This window comes from Paenibacillus tianmuensis, from assembly GCF_900100345.1.
Classification (GTDB): domain Bacteria; phylum Bacillota; class Bacilli; order Paenibacillales; family NBRC-103111; genus Paenibacillus_G; species Paenibacillus_G tianmuensis.
In genome coordinates this window covers 1-22,946 of the sequence record NZ_FMTT01000050.1, presented here as the reverse complement: position 1 = coordinate 22,946, position 22,946 = coordinate 1, and the positions used below count along the sequence as shown (strand labels likewise).

Sequence of the window (22,946 nt, the reverse complement as noted above, 5' to 3'; positions counted from 1 at the left end):
GTCTCCCCCTCATGCATGACATTCCATCATAATCTCGATGAGATCAAGCGGGTCCAGTGCTTTAAGCCTGGCGTTATCCTCCTCCCCAAGCACGACGCTTCTTCCGACGGCTGCCGGCAGCTCCCGGCCGTTTTGGAACAGACGGCACCTGCCATGCAGGACCGTCCAAGAGACGATGCGCCGCACATCGGCAGACGGGGTGACGAGCTCCTCTCCCGCTTCCAGATGAATACGGCGCGTCGTTACCGCGGTCCCGTCCGGGAAGGCGGAGCGGTCCAGCGTCTGTTCAGCAGGCGCCTTCTTGTCACTCGCTCCCGACCGCTCCATGCGATCGAGCGCTGCTTTCAACCGGGAACTGCTTTCCTTATGCGTCACCAAAATGCCCTCGGGGCTCGCTGAGACGACAACATCAGATAAACCGAGGACAACCGCCGGCATCTCAAGCTCGTTCACCACGTGAACGTTGTCACATTCCTCCCCGATATAACCGGGACCGACCAGCGGCCGATTCATTTCCTCCGTCAGCGCGCACCACGTGCCAAGGTCCTTCCACCGGCCTTCATACGCAAGCGCGACAATCCGCTCCTCCCGTTCCACGACGGCATAGTCGAAGCTTCGGCTTTCGATCCGATCGTACGACAGAAGCAGCTCCTCATACGCTTCCGGAAGCCCCATGGCTTTCAGCCGGTCCAACAAATATCCGGCGCGAAAACAAAACACGCCGCAGTTCCAAAGCGCCCCTTGTTCGATATAACGAACGGCATCCGTCTTCGAAGGCTTCTCATGAAAAGCGCGGATCGTCAATGCAGCATCTTCGCCGCCGTCCCGCACCGGGAGCATATATCCGTATTTCTGCGACGGAAAATCAGGTCGGACACCCATCAAAGCCAAGTTTGCGCCGGAGCTTGCCAACGTCTCGGGCAGCTGCAGCAGCCTGTCGTAGAACGAGTCCTCCGTCCGTCCATCCACGGGGAGGACGACGATCGGATCTTCACGGGAAACCCCGCGATGCGAACACAGGTAAGCAACCGAAAGCAGGATAGCGGCCAACGTATCGCGCTTCTCCGGCTCCAGCACCAGATCCGCTTCATATCCGAGCTGCTCCAGAATAGCCTCCCGTTGGTGAAGCGAAGTGGCGAGCACGGCCGATTGGTGAAGCCCTCTGTCGGCTAGCCTTCCCCATACCTGCTGCAGCATCGAGATCGGGCGCCCCGCTTCGTCATGAAACAACCGTATGAATTGCTTGGAGCGCCGCTCCGTTGAAAGCGGCCACAACCTCGTTCCCGAACCTCCGGACAGCAAAATAATGTTCATCCGTTCACCTGATTTCCGTGCGAAACGATTCGTTTCGTGTTTTATGAATACTTGTATGATAGCATAATCGTTTTAAAATTTTATTTGGTAAATATTAGCCGGAAGTCAAAATTTGATAAAAGCGGTCAAGTTGTTAGCCTGGCGCAGCGCAAAACAAACACCCCTTGCAAGGATACGGTTATACGTATCGTTACAAGGGGTGTTTGGGCAGGCCCGGTTAAAAACCGTGCCTTATGCATTCACCTTTTGCTTGGCAGTTTCTGCCAAAGAGTTGAACGCATTGATATCGTTAACGGCGAGATCCGCCAACATTTTGCGGTTCACTTCTACGCCAGCCAGTTTCAGGCCGTGCATCAGCTTGCTGTAGGACAAGCCGTTTTGACGTGCTGCCGCATTGATCCGCACGATCCACAACTTGCGGAAATCGCGTTTTTTCTGACGGCGGTCGCGGTATGCGTAAAACAAGGATTTCATGACTTGCTCTTTTGCCGTTTTAAACAGTCTATGTTTCGAGCCAAAGTAACCTTTAGCAAGCTTCAATATTTTTTTACGACGACGTGTACGGATAAATCCGCCCTTCACTCTTGCCATGACAATCTACCTCCAGAAATGTTGTAAGTATGCGAATTCGAGACGAACGAGATTACTTAATGTTAGCGAGCTGCTGCTTCAGGCGTTTAACATCGCCCGGATGCATAACCGGATTCGTGCCCAAAACGCGTTTTTGGCGAGCGGATTTACCGGACAGCAGGTGGTTTTTATACGCTTTGTAGCGTTTTACTTTGCCGGTACCTGTAATTTTAAAGCGGTCTTTCAAGCTGCTGTGAGTTTTCATTTTTGGCATGGGGTGTTCCTCCTTAAAGAATGAGATTTTACTATTGCTGCTTCGACGCCAGAATCATGATCATGCTCCGGCCCTCCAGCTTCGGCTTGCGCTCAACGATGCACAGCTCTTCCACTTCGGCTGCCATGCGCTCCAGAACGCGTTGACCGATGTTCGCATGAGCGATCTCACGGCCGCGAAAACGGACAGACAGCTTCACTTTATCGCCATCGTTCAGGAATTTCACAACGTTGCGCAGTTTCGTTTGAAAATCGTGCTCGTCAATCGTCGCGCTCAAACGAATTTCTTTCAGCTCGACGATCTTCTGGTTCTTACGGGCTTCTTTCTCTTTCTTCTGCGTTTCGTAGCGGAATTTGCCGTAGTCCATGATCCGGCAAACCGGCGGTTTCGCCGTAGGCGCCACATTCACCAAGTCCAGATTCTGATCGTGCGCAATTTGCAGCGCTTCGCGAATCGGCTTGATGCCGAGCTGTTCTCCGTTCGCATCAATCAAACGAACTTCTCTTACCCGAATTTCATCGTTAATCATGTGCTCTGTACTGATAACCTGCCACCTCCAAAAGATTTTGCAAAAAAAATACGTGGGCGATAAACGCCCACGTTTGGTTTTAGGTCCAATGGATTGACTGATCTGTTCAAGAACGGATCAATCAAACAAAGTCACTCTCAGTCATAACCAGCCAACCGAGGTCGGGCAGGTGAGAAGCGGGCGCTTCTTCTTTCGCACTAAACTAGTGTAGCATTCCCATTGACTATAGTCAACAGCGAAATCCGATTTTTTACGCGGCTTGCGCTAGCTGGCCTGCTTGCTCTTCATATCCTCGAGCCGGATAACCCGGGTATGCTCGGTATGGCTCCACTGCTTGTTGTTTTGCGTGAAGAACGCGTAGACCGTGATCGGCCACCAGGACAACAGGAAGAGCGGGAACGTAATCAAGTACTTATACGATTTCAAAGGCGCTTTCTCCATAATCAGCGCGATCATAAACAGGACGTAGGTTAACACCGTGAAGACCGCAAAGAAGCTTGGCGCAATCTTGAACAAGGAGCTAAATGCCGGGACGCCCGGAAGCGTCATATCGATCCACAGCACCACGGTAACGATCGAAGCGATGAACACGTTATAAACGTTGGCCGCGTACATGGCGTTATCGATCTTCGTCCAGCTGCCTTCCTTGATCCCTTTCCAGAGCAGCGGAAAGAAGTAGCGTCTGGCCACGATGAAATGGCCCTGCATCCAGCGGAGCCGCTGGCGCGCCGAAGCTTTGAACGTGATCGGCTTTTCGTCATACACTTTCGCGTAATAGTTGAACGTCGGTTTGACGCCGCGAGTCACGCAGCGCATCGTAAACTCCAGATCCTCGACGAGACTTGTCGCCCCCCAGCCGATTTCCTTCAGCAGATTCGATTCGAAGCACATTCCCGTGCCGCCCAAATAGTTGCCCAAACCAAGGTTGGCCCGCGGCAGCTGCCACAGCCGGTTAATGTACCAATAGGTCACCGCGTAGGAGGCGGTAACCCAAGAATCGTGCGGATTCTTCGTATCCAGATAAGCCTGAATAACCTTGGAGCCGTTGCACAGGTCGTTGTTCATATGCATCAGGTAATCCTTGCTGACGAGGTTGTCGGCGTCGAACATGACGACGGCATCGTACTGGCGCGGCATTTTCCACAGTTCTTTGAGCATCCACTCGATCGCGTAGCCTTTGCCTCTCAGCTTCGGATTGCTGCGCACGCATGCGAGCACGCCCATTTCTTGGGTGATTTGAGCCGTATTGTCGGTGCAGTTATCGCAAATCACGAATATATCATATAGTTCTTTCGGATAGTCCAAATTTTTCAAGTTCTCGATAAGCGCACCGACAACCTGCTCCTCATTGTGGGCCGCTACGAGAACGGCAAACGTTTTTTGAGGCGCATGCTCAATTTGATTTTTGCGACGGTACCAACCGAAAAACGTCAGAACCAACTGGTAGGCTCCAATCAAAGCCAAAGCAATCTGGAGGCCTAACAGAATACTGTCCAACATGAAACATCCCCCTTTTTTTGTATGTACCCCTTTGTCTGTTTCTGTTTCTCTTAGCGCCTTCAAAAACTTTTTCGATGATGTGGATTAGATTACGAGGGTCGCCGAATATGATTTTCCTCTCTTTGATCCGATTTGTCAAAACCGCCAAGTCGCTTCCTGCGGCCGGATCTTTGTTTTTTCGGGAAAAACGTCTGGAATTCCGGCAAGACTCTTTGCTATCCATCTTTTTACGTCTTATTTTCATCGATTTTCAAACTTTTTATAAGCGCCAGTTGGAAAAAACTTTCTGAAACCACAAACGGAAAAGCGGTCATTGGGAAAAGACAGCCTCCTGCTTCCGCAGTGTCTTTTCTCCGATGCCAACCTTCCGACATATAATATAACGAATGTGAACGGAGAAAGGTTTCAAGTCCGCACTACCGATTCCCGGATATCGAGATGGGTATGGCATGAGGCAACGACCCAGGTTGACCGGATTAGGGATAGCCATAAGGCACTCCGGATACAATAAGAAGGGAACGCTGCCAAGTCTTTCTATCCTCCACGGATCGGATTCGGCTGCGGATTGACTATTTCGGAAGATTAAATTGACCTTTTTATATTCTTTTTATATTCTTATAACATTTGCCCCCTACACTTATATATGAGCTGTCCAGACAGCTTATCCCACACTGCAAGGAGGCGTTGTTCCCTTGAGCCGTGTCGTTTCGTGGCTGCAAAAGCATGAGCACCGGATGTTTTTCTTCGTGAATCGACGTATTCAGCACGCTGCGCTGGATTACTTTTTTAATGCGATCACTCATTTGGGAGGCGCTACGGCTATGATTATCATTGCGCTCTGCGTCGCTCTGTTTACGGAGGGGGTATGGAGAATAGCCGGCATCCAAAGCTGTATCGCTCTGGCGGTCAGCCATGTGCCCGTCGCTATCATGAAGAAGAAATATCCGCGGCTTCGGCCCTATCTCGTGCTGAAAGGCACGCACACATGCAAAAAACCGTTAACGGACCATTCATTCCCGTCCGGCCATACGACGGCCGTATTCTCCGTAACTGTGCCGCTCATGCTCGTTCATTCGACGATCGCTATTATTTTGCTTCCTATTGCATTTCTCGTCGGTTTGTCGCGTATCTATTTAGGACTCCACTACCCGTCCGACTGTTTGGTCGGGCTGCTGATCGGAACCGTAACGGCCCTGTCGGCCGTTACAATTTGGGGCTGAAAGCATTAATGTTAACTTTGTGTAAATTCCATTTGCTACAAGGTTGGGTGAAGCGCCTATGCGTAAAAAGAGAGTCTTATTATTATCCGAAGGCTTCGGCGCCGGGCACACGCAGGCGGCTCACGCTCTGTCCGACAGTCTTCGCCTGCTCTCGCCTGAAGTCCAGACTCGCGTACTTGAGCTCGGCACATTTCTGCATCCGACGCTGGCTCCATGGATTCTCACCGCTTACCGCAAAACCTTGTCGACTCAACCCAAGCTTTACGGACTGATGTATCGTTCTCAATACAAAAAATCGTTAAACCGTTTTACCCGGCTTGCGCTTCATCGTATCTTTTACGCGCAGGCTGCCGAGGTGATCCGTCAGCTGCGTCCGGATACGATCGTATGCACGCATCCGTTCCCGAGTGCGGTGATCTCCCGCTTGAAGCGTTCGGGCTTGAACGTGCCGCTGTGCACCGTGATCACCGATTACGACGCTCACGGTACCTGGGTTAGCCCCGAAGTAAACACGTACTTGGTGTCAACCCCGAACGTCAAAGAAAAGCTGCTCAGCCGCGGGGTTCCGTCCGAAACGGTAAAGGTGACGGGCATTCCGATTCACCCGAACTTCTGGGAGCAGCACAATCGGGAAGAGCTTCGCAGCCGCTTCGGCCTGTCGCCCTTGCCTACGGTGCTCGTTATGGGCGGCGGCTGGGGATTGGTGAAGGACGAAAGATTCCTGCAGCACTTGACCAGTTGGCGCGATCGGATCCAGCTTGTCGTCTGTCTCGGAAACAACGAGAAAGCGCTGGCGGAGTTGGCCAAGGACGAGCGTTTCCGGCATCCGAACGTCCGTCTGCTCGGGTTCACCAAAGAAATCGACAAATGGATGGACGTCTCCGACCTGCTCATCACGAAACCGGGAGGCATGACCTGTACGGAGGGGCTTGCCAAAGGAATTCCGATGCTGTTCTACAAGCCGATCCCGGGGCAGGAAGAGGAAAACCTGCAGTACTTCACGCAGCACGGCTTAGGAGAGCCGATCAAATCGGCGGAGACGGTGGATCATTGGTTCCGGCTTCTAACCGACAAGGTGTTCGAGATGCGCAACGCCCGCGCCGGACTGGCGCGAAAAGAGGGCGCATACAATCCCGCCCAGTGCTCGCAAGCGATCATGGAAGTACTGGCCCGCTAAAAGACAAAAGCCTTGTGGCTCTGCATGAGCGCACAAGGCTTTTTTGTTGATTTCTATTCTTCCGCCGAGGCTTCTGCGTCCGCTTCGGGCTCCTGTCGTTCGGACAGCTGCTTCTGATGCGCCGCCAGCGCTTCTTGCCCGATCACGGCCTCCAATCGGTAAATCGGCATCCCCTGCTTGTAGAATTTCGTTTCGTATTCCGTCATGATCAAATCGGTCCGCGCTTCTTCCGCATGAAGATCAAGCGAAATATTGCGCATGCGAAGACCTAAATCGGCAAACGAGTTAAGCGAAAACTCAAACAGCGAACGGGAATCCGTTTTGAAATGAATTTCTCCCCGCTCATTCAAGATCGACTGATATTTATGAACAAAGTTCGCATGGGTCAGTCTGCGGCGAGCATGTTTTTTTTTCGGCCAAGGATCGCTGAAATTAAGATAGATCCGCTCCAGCTCGCCTGCGGCGAAAATATTTTCGATCAGCTCGATGTTGAAACGGGCGAGCCGCAGATTGGACAAGTCGCCGCCATGCTCCTTGCGGGAAGCATGCGCCTTCTCGCCGGCCCGGCGGACAAGCTCGTCGTACATGTCGACACCTATGTAATTGATGTGCGGATTGAGGGCGCTCAGCTCGCTAATAAATCGCCCCTTGCCCATCCCAAGCTCCACATGGATGGGACGGTCGTTGCCGAACAGCTTGGCCCACCGGCCCTTGAACGGTTCCGGCTCCAGCACGACCAGCTCCGGCTGCGCCTCCAGCGCTTCTCTGATTCCTTTACGTCCTCTTAACCGCATAGATCAATCTTCCTCCAACCGCTTGCGCATCGAACCGCGCGTTTTCGTCTTGATCGATTATACTCCAGAAGACCGGGAATGAAAAGACCGGCCCGTGCCGTAAGGGCGGATGGACCGGTCAAGCCTGTGGCAAGTGAAAAAACTCATTCCGCCCGTTATTTGCGGAATTCGCCCTCGTCGCGATTCCGGGTGCGCAGACCGGCCAAGCCCAGTAAACCGATCAAACCAAGCCAACCCCAGCCCGTTCCAGTATTCGCCGCTGCAGCGTTCGTACGGTACGAATTGGTGTTGTAATTGCCGCCGTAGCCGTAACCCGTACGATCGGTCGTGCCGGTGTACGTATTCATGCGGTCCAGCATGTTGTAGTTATAATTAGTCCCTGTTGTCGTACCCGTTGCAGGGCCAGTAGTCGTGCCTGTCGTCGTCCCCGTCGTGGTGCCCGTTGTCGTTCCTGTCGGCGCAACTGTCGTCGTACCGGCGGTTGTGCCTGTTGTCGTACCGGTACCTGTCGTTCCATAGGTCGAAGTGGTCCCATACGTAGACGAAGCTCCAGTTCCCGCAGCCGTCGTTTCCGCATAGGCTTGTCCCCCCGTACCAATAGCAGCCGTCAGAGCGAGTGCAAGCACCGTTTTCCCGAACTTGTTCATGGTATGAAAGATTCTCCCTTCTCAAGCTGGATTGGTTTTTAACGCCTTGCAACCTTAGCATAGGCCACGCGTTGTTTTCTTATCCCGTTCTCCGGCAGGAGGGTTTTGTCAAGGACTAAGTTCGCTTTTGAGGCCGATTTTCGGTACAATATATATTGTAATGCTCTGCGAAAGAGCCGATTCGAGTCTATTCGAGCTTTATCGATTTTTACAAAAGGAGTTTCGTCTTTATGAAGCAAGCTGAAATGATCCGACCACCATTATGGGGCGATAAACGTTTTCATACATGGAATTACGAAATGCGGCAGCAGTTCGGAGGCAAGGTATTCAAGGTCATGCTCGATGCCGGATTCACTTGTCCGAACCGCGACGGAACGATAGCCGCCGGAGGCTGCACGTTTTGCAGCGCGCGGGGCTCGGGCGATTTTGCCGGAAGCCGCCGGGACGATCTGGTGACGCAGTTCAACAAAATCCGCGATTTGCAGCATCAAAAATGGCCGGAAGCGCAGTATATCGGCTATTTCCAGGCCTATACCAATACGTATGCTCCGGTGGAGGAGCTCCGCGAATATTTTGAAGCGATTTTGCAGCAGCCCGGCGTGGTCGGCTTGTCGATCGCCACAAGGCCGGATTGTCTGCCGGACGATGTCGTCGATTATTTGGCCGAACTGAACGAACGCACGTACTTGTGGGTCGAAATGGGCCTCCAGACGATCCACGAACAGACATCGGAGCTGATCAACCGGGCACACGATACGCAGTGCTACTTGGATGCGGTCGCAAAGCTTCGGGCCAGAGGCATCCGGGTGTGCGCGCATATCATTTACGGTCTGCCACAGGAAACGCACGAGATGATGCTGGAAACCGGCCGCGCCGTCGCACGGATGGATGTGCAGGGAATCAAGATCCATCTGCTCCATCTGATGCGCAAAACGCCGATGGTCAAGCAGTATGAGGCCGGTTTGCTGCGGTTTCTGGAAAAGGACGAGTACGTGTCGCTCGTCGTCGATACGCTGGAATTTCTTCCGCCGGAGATGATCATTCACCGGCTGACCGGGGACGCGCCCCGGGATTTGCTGATCGGACCGATGTGGAGCTTGAAAAAGTGGGAGGTGCTCAACGCCTTCGACGAAGAGCTGCGCAGACGCGATACGTGGCAAGGAAAAAAGTGGCCGCACGGCGCACCAGGTTCCGGTTCGGGATTGTGATTGGCCTGAACCGGGGAGGCGTGAGGCTCGGGGACCGGTAAGATCGCCCGGCACCCGGCGGCCCGTGGGAGGAGTGAGGAACGATGAACGGCAAACGGAGAGTCGTTTGCTTCATGCTCGGGGCCGCGGCTTGTCTCGCGGCCGGCTGCACGGACGATCCGGCGACGCCGACGCCGCCGGTCAATGTGGCCCCCGCCCCGGCGGAGGACGGGGCGAAGGTACCGCCTGGGACGGCGGGGGCGAACGCCCCCGGCGGGGCGGTCGGCTCCGCCGTCCCAGGCGGCGCAGGCAGCGGCGAAGCCGGGGGCGGCAGCGAAGCCGCAGGAAGCGAAGCGCCGACACCGGCGGCCGGCACGGCGCCGAAGGCGGGTGCGGAACGCCCCGCGGCGAAGCCGAAGGCGCCGAGCGCGCCCGCGCTGCCGCCGGCGAAGCTGCCGAGCCTCGCGAAGCCGGGGGGAGCGGAGCCGGAAGGCGGCAAGGCGGTGACGGCGCCGAAGGGGCCGATCGAGCCGCCGAAGGCGAGCTCGGAGCCGGAGTCGTCAGGCCCGGCGGTGGCGAAGCCGGGGTTTCAGACGCCGCCGAGCCCGGCAGGCGCTGGGGATCTGGCGCCGCCGGGACGGGCAAGCAATTAGGAGAACGGCGAGGCCGGGTTCGGACATGCTTCAAGAGCTACATAGCTCAGCCTCAAACCTTTGTCCTGAACGAATAAGACATTTCCGGTGCGATATAGGACTATGTTTAGGCGGCCTAAACCAATAGAGGAACTCAAATGTGTTACTCGTGTCGAATTTAGGTTGCGTATCCTATTTTTGTCGTATTAAGGCACCATGCTTCCTTTATTTACCGCATTTCAGTTGAACTACGGCTTATAACGCACGGCTGTTCCTCTATTGAACATTACCCGAAGTTATGCATCCTTATTCGTATCTTCATACTCGTGAAGACCAACAGGCAGCTTAACCATTTCAATTATCAGTAACAGGAGGAGTCGCTCCTTTGGGCTTTATTTCCATACTCAGCTTTGCACAAAAATTAATTGAAGAACGGGTAGAGCCGGGAGAAACCGTTGTCGACGCTACGGCCGGCGGCGGAGTCGATACGGCGTTCCTCGCTCGGCTTGTCGGGCCTGCCGGGACCGTGCACGCCTTCGACATCCAACAGCAGGCGCTGGACCGCACAGCGTCGCGGCTTGAACAGGAATGCCCCGGCCGTGATGTCCGGCTTCACCTGCGCAGCCATGAAGCGATGTTGGAAGCTATCCCCGAAGAAAGCCATGGCCGTATCGGGGCCGTCATGTATAACCTTGGCTACTTACCCGGAGCCGATCATGAAACCGTGACCGTACCGGCGTCAACGCTGGCCGCCTTGGAAGCTTCCGCTCAGCTTATTCGACGCGGCGGCATTATTACGATCGTGCTGTACACCGGCCATCAGGGAGGCCAGGAGGAAGCAGCCGAGGTCGAGCGCTGGGCTTCCACCTTGCCGCAAAAGCATTTTCAGACGCTGCAGTACCGTTTTATGAATCAGATTAATCACCCGCCTTATCTTATCGCCATCGAAAAGAGATAGTGCGGCGCGGTAATTCCAAACCAATGCCTTCCTCGCTTTCAGTGCTTTTAGCTATAGCAAAACGCGGGGCGGATTGATATAATGCAAAATAGAAAAAAAGAAAGGCCGGTTTGCTCCGGTAAACGCGGCCGACTAGGATAAGGAAGTGGAGACTAATGAAGCCGTATCCGTTGCAATGCAAGCCCGAATTTAAAGAAAGAGTATGGGGCGGACGTGCGCTCGAACAGTTTGGACTCGAGCTGCCGGAGGGCAAGATTGGCGAAGGCTGGATGATCGGCGATCATCCGAATGGAACGACGACCGTCGCAAACGGCGAGTTGGCCGGCATGGGACTCGATCAAATCCGCGAGCAATACGGGAGCGAGTTTTTCGGCAGCAAGGGCTTTTCGGAGAAAAACGGCCGGTTCCCGCTGCTCATCAAGCTGCTGGATTGCCAAGACGACCTGTCCGTACAGGTGCACCCGAACGATCATTACGAGCGACTGCCGCAAGGCGAGCTGGGTAAAACCGAAATGTGGTACATTCTGGACGCCAAGCCGGGCGCCAAAATCATTTACGGGCTGAAAGACGGCGTTACCCGCGAGCAGTTGGCTGAAGCTATCGAGCAGAACCGCATTTTGGACTGCTTGAACGAAGTTACCGCGGAGGCGGGCGATTCCTTCTATATCCCTGCAGGCACCGTGCATGCGCTCGGAGCCGGCGTACTGGTTGCCGAAATTCAACAAAATTCGGACAGCACTTATCGGCTGTACGATTACGACCGTCTCGGTCTGGACGGCAAGCCGCGCGAGCTGCACATTGAAGATTCCTTGAACGTCATCGCCTACGAAAACTCGGGCGCTACGTATATGAAAACGAACCTGAACGCCTCCGGCGAATGGTTGACCCTGGCCCGCTCCCCGTTCTTCGTGACGGAAAAAGGCCGTGTCGAAGGCCAATGGCCGCTGCAAACGTCGCCGGAAAGCTTCGTGATCCACATTATCTGCGAAGGCACAGGATCGATCCGTTGGGCCGACGGCGAGCTAAGCGTGAAACCGGGCGAATGTTACCTGCTGCCGGCCAGCCTTGGCAGCTATTCGCTTGAGGGCAGCATGACGGTCCTGCGCAGCTACCTGCCGTAGACCTTAGCGGACATAAAAGCAAAGAACACCTCGTCTTGTTCGTCAAGACGGGGTGTTCTTTCATTATGACCTGCGCATTCAGGCACTCGTCGGCTCCAGCGCCAGCGTAAACGGCTGCGGCTTGGCCGAAGCGTCTGGCGGGAAGTACACGATGAGCAGCTGCTCGCTCGTCCGGTCCAGCTCTCCGCTCTGCAAGTAACGGTCCAGCCGGAACGGCAGCTTTTCGATCATGACATGCTTATGCAGCTCCTTCTCTCCGATGCCCAACGCGGCGAACGAACCGGATACCGCTTCAGGCTGCTCGGCAAGCAGCCGCAAATAATCGGACTGCCGGGGCTTGTCCAAGGTGAAGTCCCACCAAATTTTGCGCGGCTTGTACTTGTGGTTCAGGAAATAATCGAGCTTCATCAAGCCTTCGATGACGTCGAGCTTGGCGGTGCCGCGATGCTTCAGGAATGCATGCAGCCGGGTGAACAAATCCTCAAGCTGGTGCCCGATTTTTTGCCAGCCCCGCTCCTCCCAATAATCGCCGAACTCTTGGAAGAAGTCGAAGGCCGATGTAAATTCGCGTTCGATCAAATACCGGACCGTATGGTCCATCCGGTGAGCGTTCCAGTATTTTTCCAGCACGTCCTCCACCCGCTTGATCCGCACCAAGTCCGAGAACGGCAAAATGTTGTTGCCGAGAATTTCATATGGCGCGTAGTCCATGTAGAGGTAGCCGTATTTCTCCGCGTCGTGGCGCATCCCGGTGCCGCGGAGCATTTTCAGAAACCCGAGCTGCAATTCCTCGGGACCGAGGGCGAAGACGTCGTTGAACGTTTTACGGAAGCTGTTGTAATCTTCCTCAGGCAACCCGGCAATCAGATCAAGATGCTGGTCGATTTTGCCGCTTTCCTTCACCTTTGTCACCGTACGGGTCAGCTTGGTGAAGTTTTGGCGGCGCTTGACGAGGTTGTTGGTCAAATCGTTCGTCGACTGAACCCCGATCTCGAAGCGGAATATGCCGGGCGGCGCGTTCTCCGCCAAATAATCGAGCACTTCCGGCCGCATAATGTCCGCCGTAATCTCGAACTGGAACACGCAGCCGTTATGGTTTTGGATCAGAAATTCGAACATTTCCATGGCGTAATCGCGCTTAATGTTGAACGTCCGGTCCACGAACTTGATCAGCTTCGCGCCGGAGCGGATCAGATAAAGCAGGTCGCTCTTGGTCCGTTCCATATCGAAATAACGCACGCCTACTTCAATGGAAGACAGACAAAATTGACAGCTGAACGGACAGCCGCGGCTCGTCTCGAAATACACGACCCGATTCGCCAGGCTCGGGACATCTTCCGCAAAGCGATGCGGCGTCGGAATGTCGTCCAAGGCCAGCTTCGGACGAGGCGGGTTGATGACGACCCGTCCTTCTTTGTTGCGGTAGGCGAGGCCGAAGACGCTGTACAAGGCGCGGTCTCCTTCCAGCTCGGTCAGCAGGTGATGGAGCGTCTCCTCCCCTTCTCCGACGACGATGAAGTTGACTTCCGGCAGCCGGTTCATCCAATACTCCGTATCGTAGGAAACCTCCGGACCGCCCAAAACGACGATCAGCTCAGGCATGATCTTCTTGAGCATGCTGACCACAACGATCGTTTCTTCAATGTTCCAGATATAGCAGGAGAAGCCGACAACCTCGGGCTTGCGCTGGTAAATGTCGGACACGATGTTCATCGCCGGGTCCTTGATCGTGTATTCGGCAATCTGGATGCCGGGAAAATCGTTCTGGCTGAACGACTTCAAATACCGGAGCGCGAGTGAAGTGTGAATATATTTGGCGTTTAACGTCGATAAGACAATATTTTTCATGGGAATTCCGTACCTCTTTACTTATCCATTTTCGTATTGAACAGTATCCCTATTCTACCGCGAAACGGAACCGAACACAAAAAAAGAAAATGGAACGTGACGTCCCATTTTCCCAAAACTAATACAAAGATTCGTTGACTGGCACGCTGTCCGGCTCGGGGGCCAGCGCAGCAAGCATAAATTCGTCCTGCCCCTCTTCCTTCCACATGTTGGCCTGGGTCAACAGTTGCTCCTCCACCTGCTCCTTTTGCGTTACTAATGCTTCGATATTGCCCTCGGAACGCTCGATGTTATGCTGCAGTCGATTGCGCTCCGCCAGTCTTTTGGCCAATTGGTACAGTATCATGATCTAGAAATCGTCCCTTCGCATCGAATATTATTGTCTTCATGTTACCGGGTAAACATTAAGACAACATTAGGAGAATATAAACAAAACGTTAAAATTTCTCCTTTTCTCTATATATGCAGCAAGATGAGCATAGTATTTCCCATTTTTAAGAAAAAAATGTGGAATTTTCGAGCGGAAGGGCCGGCGCCGTCTGTAAAAGCTGCGGCCTGGACCGGAGTCCCGGCCGGCTTATTCCCACCGGAACGTAAAGCTGGCCACGATAAACGCGACGAGGAGCCAACCGCCGAGCAGCGCCGCTTCCGTCCAGACGACGGAAAATCCTGCTCCTACGTTCATCACCTGGCGCAGCGCCGTCGTCAAATGGGAGATCGGCAGAAGCTTGACGACGGGCTGAAGGAACTCCGGCATGTTCTTGATCGGGAAGAAGACGCCGCCCAGGAACAGCATCGGGAACGAGACGAAGCCGGCGATTGGCCCGGCGCTCTCCGGCGTTTTGGCCAGACCGGCAATGATAAAACCGATCGACATGAATGCCAGCGTCCCGAGCACGATAAAGCTGAGCAGCAGCAGCCAGGAGCCGTTCACCTGCGTGCCGAAAAAGAGCGAGCCGACGACCAGCACGATGACGGCCTGCAAGCCGTTCAGCAGCAGCCGCACTGTAATCTGCGAAGCGATAAACGTCGATGCTTTCAGCGTCGTGCTTTGCATCCGCCGCAGGATGCCCCGTTCCCGCCACGAAGCGATCTGCCCCGCCACCCCGTTCAGGTTGTTGGACATAATCATCATGGCGACAATGCCCGGCACCAGGAAGTCAATATAGCTGAGCTTCAGCGACTGTACGCCTTCCGGCCGGATCGTAATTTTCGGCGTATAGCCGGACAGCTTCTTGTCGATCCCGTCGATGACCGGAGCCAGCACCTGCAGCCCAATTTGCGAGGTTGCGGCATTCGTTTCGTCGTAATACACTTTGATCGCCGCGGCCGTCCCTGTGTTCCCCGGCTTCGTTTGTTCCTCGTAGCCCTTCGGAATGACGAGCACAAGCTGGTAATCGCCGCGTTTCAGCGTCTCCAGCTCGGGATTTAATTCGGATGCTCCGCTCAGCCGCAGGACCGGGTTATCCTGCAGCGCCTTCACCAGCACTTCGGAAGCGGCCGTCCGGTCCTCATCGACGATGGCGCCGGTGACAGAGACCGGATTGCCCTTGCCAAGGAACGAGCCCAGCATGACCATGAAGAAGATCGGAAAAAGCAGCGTCCAGAACAGCACCTGCCGGTTGCGGGCGAACAGCCGCAGTTGGGCAAGCGTCAGATGAATGTAAGCGTTCATGCTTCTCTCAAGCTCCTTCCCGTCATGTGGATGAATACGTCCTCCAGCGTGGCCGTCCGGGTCTGCAGCTCCTGCACGCGCCATCCCTGCGCTTCCGCCCGGCCGATCAGATCGACGAGCGAGGTTTGCAAATGGTCGGTATACAGCACGAAAATGTCTTTGCGCTGATCCACCTGCTTCACCTCGCTCACTTCCCGCAGCGCTTCCGTTACAGCTGTTTGCCGCTCCTCACTCCAAGCGTCGGCGCCTTCCAACCGGAATTCGATGGCGCTGTCGGATTGCAGGTTGCGGACCAGATTCCGGGGCGTATCGAGTGCAATGACCTGTCCGCTGTCCATCAAGCAGATGCGGTCGCACAAAGCATGGGCTTCTTCCATGTAATGCGTGCTGAGCACGATCGTTTTGTCGCGTTCCTTGAGCCTTAGCACGATGTCCCACAGCGTCCGCCTGGCCTGCGGGTCCAGACCTGTCGTCGGTTCGTCCAAGAAGACCACCTGCGGATCGTTCACAAGCGCCAGCGCAATCGCCAGACGCTGTTTTTGCCCGCCGGAGAGGTTTTTGACGCGGTCGTTGCGTTTTTCCTGCAAAATCATATCTTCCAGCAGCGGCTCGATCGGGACGGAGCTCGGGTAAAAGCTGGCGTACATGCGGACGATCTCGTGCACTTTCAACAGATCGAACAGCGAGGTGGATTGCAGTTGGACGCCGATCACCTGCTTGACCTGATTCAGCTGCGTCCGGGTATTAAAGCCGGCCACAACCGCATGCCCTTCATCCGGCTTCCGGAGCCCTTCGATCATTTCCATCGTGGTCGTCTTGCCCGCGCCGTTCGGTCCGAGCAGCCCGAACACCTCGCCTTGATATACTTCGAAATGGACGCCCTTGACGGCCGTAAAATCCCCGTACCGTTTGACTAAACCGTCCGCCTTAATCATCGTTTCCGCCATCGGCAATATCTTCAGCTCCTTTGGAGGCGTTTTTGGAAAAAGCTACAGCTAGAGTATACCATCCGGCCGACGGGGATGCCTAATTTTAAGCATGAAGCCCGTTTCGCCAATCCGGTCCGGTCATGGTATAGTAAGAACAGCGATTTGACAAGAAACGGAGAGAACGGCATGAGCACGGAATGGAAAAAGAACCGCGATTCTTCGCGTCCACAGGGAAAAAGATCGGAAGCCGCACGTAAGCCTGGTGGAAAGAAGCCCGTGGCAAGTCGGCCCGCGACGGCAGAGGATCTGAGAGCGGGCGATCGGATCGTAGTCACGATCAAGCGGATCGGCATTAACGGCGAGGGCGTCGGCTATTACAAGCGCAAGGCGGTGTTCATCGACGGGACGCTGCCGGAGGAAGTCGTGAAAGCGACGGTGACGAAGGTCGAACCCAGCTATATCACGGCCAAGCTGGACGAGGTGGAAAAGGCTTCGCCGCACCGTCAAAAGCCGCCCTGTTCGGTATACGACAGCTGCGGCGGCTGTCAGCTTCAGCATATGACGTATGAGGCTCAGCTGCGCGCTAAGGAGGAGCTGGTACGGGAAGCGTTCCGGCGGTACGCGGGAATGGAGTCGGCCCCGATCCGGCCGATTCTCGGCATGGACAACCCTTGGAGCTACCGGAACAAGGCGCAGCTGCAGCTCGGCCGCGCAGGCGCAGGCGAGCAGGTCGTCGCGGGCTTGTACTCCCCCGGCACGCATAAGCTCGTCGACATTACCGGCTGCGCGATACACGATCCGGCGATCAACCGGGTCACGGAGACGGTTGCCAAGCTGCTTGGTGAGCTGGACATCCCCGTCTATAACGAACGGACTCGCCAAGGCGTCGTCCGCACCATCGTAGCCCGGGTAGGCCGGCAAACCGGCGAGATCCAGCTCACGCTGATCACCGCGGCGGACCGTATTCCGGACCGCGAACGGCTCGTCCGCCGCATCCGCGACGAGCTGCCGCAGGTGACGACCATCGCGCAAAATTTGAATCGAGAAGCGTCACCGCTCATTTTCGGCGCGAAAACGACCGTACTATGGGGCAAGGAGCGGCTGGACGAGACGCTCGGCGACGTCCGCTTCTCCCTCTCCCCCCGCGCCTTCTTCCAGCTGAACCCGGAGCAAACGGTCAAGCTGTATGACGCGGTCCGGGAAGCCGCCGCGCTGACCAGCGAAGAGCTAGTCGTCGACGCCTACTGCGGCACCGGCACGATCGGGCTCTGGCTCGCCCCGCACGCCCGCGAGGTGCGCGGCATCGAGCTCATCCCCGAGGCGGTCGACGACGCCCGGGACAATGCCCGGGCGAGCGGCGCGGCAAACGCCCGCTTCTTCGTTGGGCGCGCCGAGCAGTTGCTGCCCGAATGGGTGCAGCGCGGCATCCGCCCTGACGTCGTCGTGGTCGACCCGCCGCGCACCGGCTGCGAGCGCCCGCTGCTGCTCGCGCTCGCCGAGGCGAAGCCGGCACGACTCGTCTACGTGTCGTGCAATCCGTCCACTCTGGCGAAGGACTGCCAGGTGCTGCTTGAGCAAGGCTACCGGCTGGACTGGATCCAGCCAGTGGACATGTTCCCGCAGACGGCGCATGTGGAGTGCGTGGTAAGGATATATCGGGAAGATAAGCATTGATACAGATCGGATGGAGATCAATGGCAGTATGTTCCCGCATACAATAAATTAAGCAGGGATCGAGTGCGGGAATATATATTCCTTTCATGCATAATGCATGTGGAGGGCCATGTGTTACTGATGAGGGAGTAAGAGTCCCATTTACCTTATTATTTAAAACAAATATGTTATGACGCTCAAGTGAACCTTGCTTGAGCTTTTAATTTGTTCGGGTATTTCAGTTTATTTAGTTTATTCTTGAAAAGGAAGTTGAGCGTTTTCGTAGAAAAATGTAGGTGAACAGTTGATATATCTTTCTTAATTTAATTGAGTACAAGACCAGCATCATAATTCGGAGGTGCATATCTTTGAACGATATAATTTTTTCTTGGAAAAGATTCTGGTGCCCTCGAACAGGTACACTAAATTTATCTGATGGCGGATATCTTTACGATCCTGAATCTGAGTATGGTTATATGTTTAACAAACATGTTGTTTCTTTTGACAAAATATCAGAAGTTCCTTGTCTAATTTTATTAGGTGAGCCAGGCATCGGTAAAACGGAAGCTTTGAGAAAGATAGCTATCCTTGAAGATAAGCAAAAATCGCTTCGGATTGATCTCCGTTCGTACGGAAAGGAAGAACGTTTGATTCGAGATATCTTTGAAAATCCATTGTTTAGGGCTTGTCTCGAAGGAGAATATTCTCTACATCTTTTTTTGGATAGTTTGGATGAATGTCTACTGCGGATAGATTATGTGGCGGTTTTGTTGGCAGAAGAATTTAAAAAATATAGTTCTAACCAAAACTTTAAAAATCTTTATCTAAGACTTGCCTGCCGAACCGCTGACTGGCCGAGTCTACTTGAACGTGAGCTAACGGAATTATGGGGAAAGAATATTCAGATTATGGAACTAGCACCATTAAGACAAATGGATGTTTATAACGCAGCTGTTGAGCTAAGAATCGATGCTGATAAATTCATGAACGAGATATGGGAGAAAGAGGTAGTTCCACTTGCAATTAAGCCGATCACCTTAAAGTTTCTTCTCAATCTTTATACGCGGCATGGTAACTTCCCATCTACACAAAAGGAATTGTATTTGCAAGGATGTGAACTGCTCTGTGAAGAAACAAATGAGAGTAGGATCACGTCTCGGAATGTAGGTAATTTTAGAGCTATGGATCGTTTGAAAGTAGCCTCACGGATTGCAGCTTTAATGGTTTTCTCAAATAAATACGCTGTGTGGCGTGACATTAATTTCGGTAATGTACCTGATGAAGATATCACCATTCGAGATATTTCAGGTGAGTATTCCCTACAGAATGAAACATCATTAATAATTTCAGAATCAGAAATTGAAGAAACACTTTCTACAGGTTTATTTACCTCAAGAGGCGCTAATCGTTTTGGATGGGCTCACCAAACATATGCAGAATTTTTAGCGGCCTTTTATATTACCCAAAATGAGCTATCTTCTATGCAAGTCTTGAGCTTGATTGAACATCCCCTGAACCCAGTACGAATGTTAGTTCCGCAACTACACGAGGTCTCAGCTTGGATAGCAACAATGAATGTTGAATTGTTTCGCCAAATAATCAAGCGCGATCCGCAGATACTATTACGAAGTGATGTGGCAAATGTAGATGCTGAAGATAAGAAGTTACTAGTTGATACACTTTTTGAGTTATTTAATGCAGAAGAAATTAGAGACTGGGACTTTGATGAATACTTTTACAAATTAAATAATCCTTCTCTCGAACAACAGATTAGACCGTATATTTTAGACAAGGAACGTTGTTATGTGGCACGGCGTGCTGCCATCCGAATAGCAAGAGCCTGCAAACTGAGAACTTTCCAGAATGACTTGCTAACAATTGTATTAAATCGGCATGAGGATTATCAAATTCGAATTCAAGCAGGTTATGCACTTTCTGAGTTAGCAGAAGAAAGAGTGAAGATTCAGTTATCACCACTAGCTAAGTCGCTAGAAGAAGATGTTGATGATCAATTGAAAGGCATAGCACTTTATGTATTGTGGCCTGAGTATATATCCGGTGAAGATTTATTTTCATTACTCACAATTCCAAAGCACAGAAATTTTACTGGACAATATATAATGTTTTTGAACTATGAAATTCTCAAAAAACTACAAGTTCAAGATTTACATGCTGCACTAGCATTTGTTCAAAAATATGCAGTTAATGAGCATTTCGATCATCAACTTGATGATTTAATCTACGGAATAATGAACAAAGCAGGCGGATACTTAGATGACCCGGATATTCTTAGAGCTTTTATTAATGTTTTACGAGAAAGATTAGTGCATTATGATAATTTTAATTATATTAACGATTTGATTCAGAATCAGAATGTACGCCGAACGATCCTTTCTTCATTAGCAGTCTCATTAGATGAAAAAAAGTTTATTCCAGTTGAATTGTATAGTTTTATTAAAACAGAAGATTTCCCATGGATGCTTCAAAAATTAACAAAAGAAACAAATCTGGAGTTTAAACAAAAATGGGCAGAGTTGGTATCAAGATCATTCAATTCATCAGACCCACAGCAAGTTGAGTTACTTTATAGTGCTATTCAAACCAGTGAAATATTAGCAGAAAAATGCCAAGGCTTTTTTCTTAGTATTCCACTAGATTCTGACGAAGCTCGTGAGCAAAGAGATAGACAAATACGTAATAAGAGGTTAAGAGATGCCCAATCTCCCCGTATACAACCAACTGTCAATGAAAGAATCAGTCTGCGTTTAAATGAATTCGAAGCCGGAAATTTAGATGCTTGGTGGTGGTTAAATTGGGATTTGGGGATTAAAGAAGACAACAGGCGCGTTGAAGAAATGGAGCCAAATATAAAAGCACTACCAGGTTGGAAAAAGGTTGACGCCCATGCTGAAGAACGTATTTTATCCGCTGCGCAAAAATACCTGGTTGAGAAAAAAACAGATGCTACGAAATGGTTTGGAACAAACACTTTTCATCGACCGGATATGGCTGGATATAGGGCACTTAGATTAATTTACGAACAGGATTATGAATTTCTGCGATCGCTAACTTCATTTCAGTGGGAAAATTGGTCTCCAGTTATATTGACTCAGTGGGTATCATCATCAAGAGGTGACGAGGAGAAAATACGAGACAAGTTAATAAAGCTGGCTTATAACAATGCTCCTGATCGAGTTATTTCCGAGTTATTGCATCTTATTGATAAAGAGAATGAACAACATTCTAATGTATTTATTATCAGATCCATCAAAGAATGTTGGGATGCTCGAATTGGTGAAGCAGTTTTGTCTAAGTTAAGAACCCAGAGTCTAAAGCCTGAATCTATTAGGAGCTTACTTAATGAGCTATTGAGATATCAAATTAACGGTGCAGAAGAATATGCCAAGTCTTTACTTCTACCAAAATTACTAGATGATATTGACACACGCACGCAAGCTATTATTTCTTTTGCTACGCTTTTGCAGAATTCCAAGGGATGGGAAGATACCATATGGCCACTTAAAGAATCCAATCCGGATTTTTTTAGTGAGGCTATTCTTTCTTATTCAAGTAGAAGCTTTAAAAGACATGAACTGATTCAAAACCTATCAGAAATGGCACTTGCTGACTTGTATATTTGGTTAGTACAAAGATTTCCTCATAAGGAAGACCCGAACCATGAAGAAGATGAAATGCATTTCGTAGGGCCGCGTGAAGAGGTGGCCGACTTAAGGGATAGTATATTACGATATTTATCAAACAAAGGAACCTTAGAATCCTGTGATCAAATTACTCGAATAGTTTCGGAACTTCCGGAGCTTTCATGGTTAAAGTGGTCACTTCTAGAAGCAAAAGAAATCACACGGCGCAATACTTGGTCCCCTCCACTTCCCGCAGAAATACTCAGTTTAGTGGCAAATAAGCATAGCAGGCTTGTTAACAGTGAAGAACAGTTATTGGACGTGTTAATTGAATCCCTTAATAGGCTTGAGGAAAAGCTACATGGAATTACACCAGAAGTAATATGGCTCTGGAATCAAATAGATATTCGAAAATACCGTCCAAGATCAGAAAATGAATTTTCCGACTATGTAAAACAACACTTAGAACGTGATCTTCTAGGTAGGGGAATTGTAATTAATCGTGAAGTAGAGATACGAAGAAGTGCTGGATCTTTACCGGGAGAGCGCACGGATCTTCATGTTAATGCAATACTTTCAGGAAATACAGTGAGAGCAAATGAAATCATAACAGTTATTATTGAGGTAAAAGGGAATTGGCATCAAGAACTTTTCCAAGCTATGGAAACACAATTGATCAACAGATATTTAAAAGAGGGCAAGTGTAAGTATGGGCTATACTTGATTGGTTGGTTTGAAGGATTAAACTGGGATACTAACGATAAGCGTAAATCTGCAATTCCATCTTGTGGACTAGATCAAACAAGGGATATTTTGAACGAACAAGCTAAAGCACTATCCAAACATGGTATAGAGGTTAGATCATTTGTGATTAATGCTTTTTTGTAAGCTGAGTTGTGAAAAACATTACCTGTCGTGATAATTATTCAATTTGAATATCAAGTTAGCTCCGCTTGGCTTATGCGGTCAAATCGCCGTAGGTGACGGTATCGGTGGAAACACAAGCAGCCAGCAGGCGATTAAACATCTGACCTTCAAACTGCCGACGATTGGTGCGAAAGCAGAATTCGTTCAAATAGGATTGCAGATGCTTGGAATCTAAACCGTGAAACGTACCGGCGATAAAGGCTTTCGCGTTGGAAATCATCGTATGCAGCCATTTCAAATGATCAGGATTGTCCTTTACATTGAACCTGATCGGTTGGTGGTTATATTCTTTAGCGAGTGCATGGTACGAACGATACGCGTCGCTACTGATCGTCGAACCTGGTTCGATG

The 22,946-nt window shown here is 51.7% G+C and carries 21 protein-coding genes; 8 read left to right on the top strand and 13 right to left on the bottom strand.

Translation table 11 applies throughout. From position 1 onward, the window contains the following. Positions 1-9: 9 nt before the first annotated feature. From BLO51_RS23965 to BLO51_RS29905, 6 genes are all read right to left on the bottom strand, one after another. Complete coding sequence (locus BLO51_RS23965) at positions 10-1,314, bottom strand: sugar phosphate nucleotidyltransferase (RefSeq protein WP_090675867.1); 1,305 nt, start codon at positions 1,312-1,314, stop codon at positions 10-12. A gap of 231 nt (positions 1,315-1,545) precedes the next feature. Beyond that, positions 1,546-1,905: a 50S ribosomal protein L20 gene (gene rplT / locus BLO51_RS23960; RefSeq protein WP_036693795.1), complete on the bottom strand. Its 360-nt coding sequence runs from the start codon at positions 1,903-1,905 to the stop codon at positions 1,546-1,548. 52 nt (positions 1,906-1,957) lie between these two features. Beyond that, positions 1,958-2,158 (bottom strand): 50S ribosomal protein L35, encoded by a 201-nt coding sequence (rpmI, locus tag BLO51_RS23955; protein WP_090675865.1) that lies wholly within the window; start codon positions 2,156-2,158, stop codon positions 1,958-1,960. Positions 2,159-2,189: 31 nt separating this feature from the next. After that, a complete protein-coding gene (gene infC / locus BLO51_RS23950) occupies positions 2,190-2,687 on the bottom strand; it encodes a translation initiation factor IF-3 (RefSeq protein WP_143006962.1) in 498 nt (165 codons plus the stop codon). Positions 2,688-2,951: 264 nt separating this feature from the next. Continuing rightward, on the bottom strand, positions 2,952-4,187 hold the full coding sequence (locus tag BLO51_RS23945; RefSeq protein WP_090675862.1) for a glycosyltransferase family 2 protein: 1,236 nt from the start codon (positions 4,185-4,187) through the stop codon (positions 2,952-2,954). 227 nt (positions 4,188-4,414) lie between these two features. After that, positions 4,415-4,561 (bottom strand): hypothetical protein, encoded by a 147-nt coding sequence (locus tag BLO51_RS29905; protein ID WP_217266778.1) that lies wholly within the window; start codon positions 4,559-4,561, stop codon positions 4,415-4,417. Positions 4,562-4,879: 318 nt separating this feature from the next. Here BLO51_RS29905 and BLO51_RS23935 point away from each other — a divergent pair, with 318 nt between their 5' ends. Together BLO51_RS23935 and BLO51_RS23930 are read left to right on the top strand one after the other, a co-directional pair. After that, complete coding sequence (locus tag BLO51_RS23935) at positions 4,880-5,407, top strand: phosphatase PAP2 family protein (RefSeq protein WP_090675858.1); 528 nt, start codon at positions 4,880-4,882, stop codon at positions 5,405-5,407. A 58-nt stretch (positions 5,408-5,465) separates the two neighbouring features. Next, entirely contained in the window at positions 5,466-6,584 is a 1,119-nt protein-coding gene (locus tag BLO51_RS23930) for an MGDG synthase family glycosyltransferase (RefSeq protein WP_090675856.1), read from the top strand. Positions 6,585-6,637: 53 nt separating this feature from the next. Here the strand turns inward: BLO51_RS23930 and trmB are convergent, their stop codons facing one another. Together trmB and BLO51_RS23920 are read right to left on the bottom strand one after the other, a co-directional pair. Continuing rightward, positions 6,638-7,378, bottom strand: a complete 741-nt coding sequence (gene trmB, locus BLO51_RS23925; protein WP_090675854.1) for a tRNA (guanosine(46)-N7)-methyltransferase TrmB — start codon at positions 7,376-7,378, stop codon at positions 6,638-6,640. 155 nt (positions 7,379-7,533) lie between these two features. Further along, positions 7,534-8,025, bottom strand: a complete 492-nt coding sequence (locus BLO51_RS23920; RefSeq protein WP_090675852.1) for a WGxxGxxG-CTERM domain-containing protein — start codon at positions 8,023-8,025, stop codon at positions 7,534-7,536. Positions 8,026-8,255: 230 nt separating this feature from the next. On the opposite strand from BLO51_RS23920, the gene mnmL reads away from it, so the two are divergent. The 4 genes from mnmL (at position 8,256) to BLO51_RS23900 (ending at position 11,923) form a co-directional block, all read left to right on the top strand. Continuing rightward, entirely contained in the window at positions 8,256-9,233 is a 978-nt protein-coding gene (gene mnmL, locus BLO51_RS23915) for a tRNA modification radical SAM protein MnmL/YtqA (protein ID WP_090675850.1), read from the top strand. Between the two features lie 73 nt (positions 9,234-9,306). Further along, complete coding sequence (locus tag BLO51_RS23910; RefSeq protein WP_143006961.1) at positions 9,307-9,942, top strand: hypothetical protein; 636 nt, start codon at positions 9,307-9,309, stop codon at positions 9,940-9,942. A 287-nt stretch (positions 9,943-10,229) separates the two neighbouring features. After that, entirely contained in the window at positions 10,230-10,802 is a 573-nt protein-coding gene (gene mnmM / locus BLO51_RS23905; RefSeq protein ID WP_090675847.1) for a tRNA 5-(aminomethyl)-2-thiouridylate-methyltransferase MnmM, read from the top strand. Between the two features lie 155 nt (positions 10,803-10,957). Continuing rightward, complete coding sequence (locus BLO51_RS23900) at positions 10,958-11,923, top strand: type I phosphomannose isomerase catalytic subunit (RefSeq protein WP_090675846.1); 966 nt, start codon at positions 10,958-10,960, stop codon at positions 11,921-11,923. Between the two features lie 78 nt (positions 11,924-12,001). Here BLO51_RS23900 and BLO51_RS23895 read toward each other — a convergent pair whose 3' ends face one another. The 4 genes from BLO51_RS23895 to BLO51_RS23880 form a co-directional block, all read right to left on the bottom strand. Continuing rightward, positions 12,002-13,771: a B12-binding domain-containing radical SAM protein gene (locus tag BLO51_RS23895; RefSeq protein WP_090675844.1), complete on the bottom strand. Its 1,770-nt coding sequence runs from the start codon at positions 13,769-13,771 to the stop codon at positions 12,002-12,004. Positions 13,772-13,889: 118 nt separating this feature from the next. Continuing rightward, positions 13,890-14,117 carry a hypothetical protein gene (locus tag BLO51_RS23890; protein ID WP_090675843.1) on the bottom strand — a complete coding sequence of 76 codons (228 nt, stop codon included), beginning with the start codon at positions 14,115-14,117 and terminating at the stop codon, positions 13,890-13,892. A 231-nt stretch (positions 14,118-14,348) separates the two neighbouring features. Then, positions 14,349-15,446 (bottom strand): ABC transporter permease, encoded by a 1,098-nt coding sequence (locus BLO51_RS23885; RefSeq protein WP_090675841.1) that lies wholly within the window; start codon positions 15,444-15,446, stop codon positions 14,349-14,351. Further along, positions 15,443-16,393 (bottom strand): ABC transporter ATP-binding protein, encoded by a 951-nt coding sequence (locus tag BLO51_RS23880; protein WP_090675893.1) that lies wholly within the window; start codon positions 16,391-16,393, stop codon positions 15,443-15,445. Before BLO51_RS23880 ends, BLO51_RS23885 begins: the two co-directional genes overlap by 4 nt. Positions 16,394-16,651: 258 nt before the next feature. Here BLO51_RS23880 and rlmD point away from each other — a divergent pair, with 258 nt between their 5' ends. Next, complete coding sequence (gene rlmD, locus BLO51_RS23875; protein ID WP_425415832.1) at positions 16,652-18,049, top strand: 23S rRNA (uracil(1939)-C(5))-methyltransferase RlmD; 1,398 nt, start codon at positions 16,652-16,654, stop codon at positions 18,047-18,049. Between the two features lie 347 nt (positions 18,050-18,396). Then, positions 18,397-22,557, top strand: a complete 4,161-nt coding sequence (locus tag BLO51_RS23870) for an NACHT domain-containing protein (protein ID WP_090675838.1) — start codon at positions 18,397-18,399, stop codon at positions 22,555-22,557. A gap of 70 nt (positions 22,558-22,627) precedes the next feature. On the opposite strand, the gene BLO51_RS23865 is transcribed toward BLO51_RS23870, so the two are convergent. Then, the coding region (locus BLO51_RS23865; RefSeq protein WP_143006960.1) for an IS1595 family transposase at positions 22,628-22,946 on the bottom strand (319 nt) is incomplete at its 5' end.

Excerpts from the sequence above, each read along its gene's own strand:
- BLO51_RS23885 (WP_090675841.1), bottom strand. The coding sequence starts at position 15,446 with ATGAACGCTTACATTCATCTGACGCTTGCCCAACTGCGGCTGTTCGCC.
- BLO51_RS23920 (WP_090675852.1), bottom strand. The coding sequence starts at position 8,025 with ATGAACAAGTTCGGGAAAACGGTGCTTGCACTCGCTCTGACGGCTGCT.
- trmB (WP_090675854.1), bottom strand. The coding sequence starts at position 7,378 with ATGCGGTTAAGAGGACGTAAAGGAATCAGAGAAGCGCTGGAGGCGCAG.
- BLO51_RS29905 (WP_217266778.1), bottom strand. The coding sequence starts at position 4,561 with ATGTCGGAAGGTTGGCATCGGAGAAAAGACACTGCGGAAGCAGGAGGC.
- BLO51_RS23900 (WP_090675846.1), top strand. The coding sequence starts at position 10,958 with ATGAAGCCGTATCCGTTGCAATGCAAGCCCGAATTTAAAGAAAGAGTA.
- rpmI (WP_090675865.1), bottom strand. The coding sequence starts at position 2,158 with ATGCCAAAAATGAAAACTCACAGCAGCTTGAAAGACCGCTTTAAAATT.
- BLO51_RS23895 (WP_090675844.1), bottom strand. The coding sequence starts at position 13,771 with ATGAAAAATATTGTCTTATCGACGTTAAACGCCAAATATATTCACACT.
- BLO51_RS23880 (WP_090675893.1), bottom strand. The coding sequence starts at position 16,393 with ATGGCGGAAACGATGATTAAGGCGGACGGTTTAGTCAAACGGTACGGG.
- mnmL (WP_090675850.1), top strand. The coding sequence starts at position 8,256 with ATGAAGCAAGCTGAAATGATCCGACCACCATTATGGGGCGATAAACGT.
- BLO51_RS23930 (WP_090675856.1), top strand. The coding sequence starts at position 5,466 with ATGCGTAAAAAGAGAGTCTTATTATTATCCGAAGGCTTCGGCGCCGGG.
- BLO51_RS23965 (WP_090675867.1), bottom strand. The coding sequence starts at position 1,314 with ATGAACATTATTTTGCTGTCCGGAGGTTCGGGAACGAGGTTGTGGCCG.
- BLO51_RS23945 (WP_090675862.1), bottom strand. The coding sequence starts at position 4,187 with ATGTTGGACAGTATTCTGTTAGGCCTCCAGATTGCTTTGGCTTTGATT.
- rplT (WP_036693795.1), bottom strand. The coding sequence starts at position 1,905 with ATGGCAAGAGTGAAGGGCGGATTTATCCGTACACGTCGTCGTAAAAAA.
- infC (WP_143006962.1), bottom strand. The coding sequence starts at position 2,687 with ATGATTAACGATGAAATTCGGGTAAGAGAAGTTCGTTTGATTGATGCG.
- BLO51_RS23890 (WP_090675843.1), bottom strand. The coding sequence starts at position 14,117 with ATGATACTGTACCAATTGGCCAAAAGACTGGCGGAGCGCAATCGACTG.